Source organism: Pseudarthrobacter sp. YAF2 (assembly GCF_052113345.1).
In the GTDB taxonomy this organism is placed as follows: domain Bacteria; phylum Actinomycetota; class Actinomycetes; order Actinomycetales; family Micrococcaceae; genus Arthrobacter.
In genome coordinates, this window is sequence record NZ_JBFRDA010000042.1 from 1 (window position 1) to 4355 (window position 4355).

Sequence of the window (4355 nt, forward strand, 5' to 3'; positions counted from 1 at the left end):
CGTGGCTGCAGGAGAAGATACCTCCCATATCCTCAGCGGGTTGACTAACCAGCTGCCTGATCGTGATCCGGAAGAGACTGCCGAGTGGGTTGAGTCCCTGGATGCGTTGATCAGGGAACAGGGCACCGAGCGTGCCCAATACATCATGCGGAGCCTGCTGCAGCGCGCGGGCGCGCAGAGTGTCGGGGTGCCGATGGTGACCACCACCGATTACGTGAACACGATCCCGGTGGACCAGGAGGCCGAGTTCCCGGGCAACGAGGAGTTCGAGCGCCGGTACCGGGCGTAYATGCGCTGGAACGCTGCCGTRATGGTGCACCGGGCGCAGCGTCCCGAGATCGGTGTGGGCGGGCACATCTCCACCTATGCCGGGGCCGCGACCCTGTACGAGGTCGGGTTCAACCACTTYTTCCGCGGCAAGGACCACCCCGGCGGCGGGGACCAGGTCTTCTTCCAGGGCCACGCCTCCCCCGGCATGTACGCCMGSGCGTTCATGGAAGGCCGGCTCTCCGAGGAAGACCTCGACGGGTTCCGGCAGGAAAAGTCCCGCGCCGGGCACGCCCTGTCCTCCTACCCGCACCCACGCCTGATGCCGGGCTTCTGGGAATTCCCCACCGTGTCCATGGGCATCGGGCCGATGAACGCGATCTACCAGGCCCARAACAACCGGTACCTGCACAACCGGGGCCTGAAAGACACCTCGGACCAGCAGGTCTGGGCGTTCCTGGGCGACGGGGAAATGGACGAACCGGAATCCCGCGGCCTGCTCCAGCTCGCCGCGAACGAGAACCTGGACAACCTGAACTTCGTGATCAACTGCAACCTCCAGCGCCTCGACGGCCCGGTCCGGGGCAACGGGAAAATCATGCAGGAACTCGAAGCGTTCTTCCGCGGCGCGGGCTGGAACGTCATCAAGGTCGTCTGGGGCCGGGAATGGGATGACCTGCTCACCCGCGACACCGACGGCTCGCTCGTGAAAATCATGAACGAAACCGTCGACGGCGACTACCAGACCTACAARGCCGAATCCGGCGGGTTCGTCCGCGAACACTTCTTCGGCAAAACCCCGCAAACCAAAGACCTCGTCGCGGACCTCACCGACGACCAGATCTGGAACCTCAAACGCGGCGGCCACGACTACCGCAAGGTCTACGCCGCCTACAAAGCCGCCACCGAATTCAAGGGCAAACCCACCGTCATCCTCGCCCACACCGTCAAAGGCTACGGCCTGGGCCCGCACTTCGAGGGCCGCAACGCGACCCACCAGATGAAGAAACTGACCCTGGATGACCTGAAGAAGTTCCGCGACCACCTGCGGATCCCCGTCACCGACGAACAGATCGAGAATGACGCGTACCGGCCGCCGTACTACCACCCGGGCACCGACGCGCCGGAAATCAAGTACATGATGGAACGCCGCGCAGCACTTGGCGGGTCGGTCCCGGAGCGCCGGAACACCCACGCCGAAATCGCCTTGCCGGACGCGAAGTCCTATGAGGTGGCCAAGCGCGGGTCCGGCAAGCAGCAGGCCGCCACCACCATGGCCTTCGTGCGCCTGCTCAAGGACCTGATGCGGGATAAGAACTTCGGCAAGCACATCGCCCCGATCATCCCGGACGAAGCCCGGACGTTCGGGATGGACGCGTTCTTCCCGACCGCGAAGATCTACAACCCCAAGGGCCAGAACTACCTCTCCGTGGACCGGGACCTSGTCCTGGCCTACAAAGAATCCCCCGCCGGGCAACTGATCCACCCCGGCATCAACGAAGCCGGCGCCGTSGCAGCCTTCACCGCCGCCGGAACCTCCTACGCCACCCACGGCGTCCCCCTGGTCCCGGTCTACGTGTTCTACTCCATGTTCGGCTTCCAGCGCACCGGCGACGCCTTCTGGGCAGCWGCRGACCAAATGACCCGCGGCTTCATCATCGGCGCCACCGCAGGACGGACCACCCTCACCGGCGAAGGCCTCCAGCACGCCGACGGCCACTCCCCCCTCCTGGCCTCCACCAACCCGGCCGTCATCACCTACGACCCCGCCTACGGCTACGAAATCGGGCACATCATGCGCTCGGGCCTCGAACGCATGTACGGGCCSGACTCGGACGACAAGAACGTCATGTACTACCTCACCGTGTACAACGAACCCATCGTCCAACCCGCCGAACCCGAAAACCTCGACGTCGAAGGCCTCATCAAGGGCATCTACCTGCTGGCCCCGGCAAAGATCGACGGTCCCCGCACCCAGATCCTCGCCTCCGGCGTCTCCGTGCCCTGGGCCAAAGCCGTCCCCGACCAGATCCGGCAATTCGTCCCCAACGAATACGCCACCCTCGGCGCCGACGGCTTCGGCTTCTCCGACACCCGCGCAGCAGCCCGCCGCTACTTCAAAAACGACACCCACTCCATCGTGGTCAAAGCGCTTCAGATGCTTGCGGCGCGCGGAGAGGTTGAGGAGGGCGCGCCGTCGTACGCCATGGACCGGTACAAGCTCCTGGACGTCAATGCCGGCACCACCGGCGGGGCGGGCGGAGACGCCTGAGTCCAGGCTCGAGCGGCAGTCGGGGCAGTTTCCGGGGGGAGGCTGCCCCGGCTGCTTTGTCGTTGGCTAGTGTGCAGATATGGAGAACGTCGAGGAATCCGGGGCGCCGGGCGTGCGCGTAACCGGGGTGCTGCTTGCTGCGGGCGCGGGCACTCGCCTGGGGCTGGGCCCGAAGGCCTTGTTGCCGTATCGCGGGAGGCCCCTGGTGGAGATGGTGGCCGGCAAACTGCTTGAGGGCGGCTGCCGCGAAGTGGTGGTGGTCCTTGGTGCCGGAGCCGCAGATGTTGCCGCGGCGGCCGACCTGGATGCTTTCCGCGTGGTGGCAAATCCTGGGTGGCAGTCCGGCATGGGCAGCTCGTTACTGCTCGGAAACAACACCGCGGATCCCAAAGACCACCTGCTGATCGCCTTGGTGGACCAGCCCGGCCTGACACGGGAAACGGTGGAGCGGCTCCTGGCCGCCCATCGCCCCGGGCGCATCACCGCCGCCGCGTACCGGCCCAAGGAGAGTCCTACCGGGGATCAGTCTGAACTACGCCGGGGCCATCCCCTGCTCATCGACGCCTCCTTGCGGGAAGAGGTGTGCGCAACGGTAGCGGGCGACGCCGGTGCCCGAGGCTTCCTGCGCAGGCACCCGGAACTGGTGGACGAGGTGGATTGCAGCGACCAGTCCACCGGTGAGGACGTGGATACCCCGGAACAGTTGGGCCTGCTCCGCTAGTACCGGAGGCGGTCAAGCTTGCGCGCGCAGGAACTGCTCAATGGCATGCTCAGCGGGGGATGCCCCGTGGCGAACGATGTCGACCCTGCCTGGCCATATTCCGTCCGGCCATGTTGTGGGTTCCCAGTCTTGGTGTTCGCTGGTGTAGTGGCGGCCGGCCGGTGAGGTCCAACCGGGTGGTTCGTTCTTGCTCGCGGGTGCGGGTTTCCAGCCGGTGGTGTGCCGCAGGCGGTGGTGTTTGGGGCAGGGTTGTCCCAGGTTGGAGATTCCGGTGCTGCCGCCGTCGGCCCAGGCGAGGAGGTGGTCGGCCTCGGTGTCCAGGGAGTTGGTGCTGCAACCAGGGAACGGGCATTTACCGTCCCGGAGCCGGAGCCAGTTCCGCATGGCCTTGCCCACCCGGTAGCTGCTCCGGCCGATCTCCAGCGGCGCCCCGTCCCGCGGGTCCACGAGCACCCGGTAGAACGAGCCCGCCCCCTCCGCGAGCAGCCGCCGGGCCATCGACGGCGGGATCGGCCCGTACCCGTCCAACACCGCCGGCTCATCGGTCAGACCCAGCAGGGAGAACACCGGCACGGTCACCAGCACCTGCGCCCGGATCGAGGATGACAAGCCGGCCGCCGCCCCGTCCCCGGTCCCGCGCAGGGCATCGAGTCCCTCGCTCAGGCCGTCACCACATCCGCCGGTCCCGCTCCCGCTGCTGCCGGGGGTAAGTCCGTTAGTGAGGATCGCGTCGGCAAACACATCGGCCCGGAGTTGGGTGAGGGTGCGGGTCTCGCCCGGGCCTTGAAGTCCGCGGGAAACAGTGGTGAGCCGGTTCCAGGCCGCTGCTCCCTGGTCTGCGGGCAGGTACGCGCCCAGCCACGCCATCCCGTCCCGGTCCGGCCGGTACTCCACCCGCCGGTCCACGACTCCCTTTGCGTGGCGTTTCTCGATCGACCCGGCATGATGGCGCTCCCGCCAGGCCCGGGCCTTGGCACGGAACCGGTGCGCCGGCATCTCCCCCACCGGGCACCCCCGCGCCCCATCCTGTGTGTCGGGGTCCAGGAAATGCGCCTCCAACGCCGCCGCCCCGGCAGGATCAAGGCCCGCGGTCTC

Annotated in this window: 3 protein-coding genes; 2 read left to right on the forward strand and 1 reads right to left on the reverse strand. The window is 67.1% G+C overall.

Annotation, left to right across the window (positions count from 1 at the left end):
- Nucleotide 1: 1 nt before the first annotated feature.
- Both aceE and nboR read left to right on the forward strand, forming a co-directional pair.
- Nucleotides 2-2539 carry a pyruvate dehydrogenase (acetyl-transferring), homodimeric type gene (gene aceE / locus AB4Y79_RS21575; RefSeq protein ID WP_441866237.1) on the forward strand — a complete coding sequence of 846 codons (2538 nt, stop codon included), beginning with the start codon at nt 2-4 and terminating at the stop codon, nt 2537-2539.
- A gap of 79 nt (nt 2540-2618) precedes the next feature.
- Entirely contained in the window at nt 2619-3260 is a 642-nt protein-coding gene (gene nboR, locus AB4Y79_RS21580; RefSeq protein WP_441866239.1) for a nicotine blue oxidoreductase, read from the forward strand.
- 12 nt (nt 3261-3272) lie between these two features.
- Here nboR and AB4Y79_RS21585 read toward each other — a convergent pair.
- A partial coding sequence (locus tag AB4Y79_RS21585; RefSeq protein WP_441866241.1) for a DUF222 domain-containing protein occupies nt 3273-4355 on the reverse strand: 1083 nt, incomplete at its 5' end.

Excerpts from the sequence above, each read along its gene's own strand:
- nboR (WP_441866239.1), top strand. The coding sequence starts at position 2,619 with ATGGAGAACGTCGAGGAATCCGGGGCGCCGGGCGTGCGCGTAACCGGG.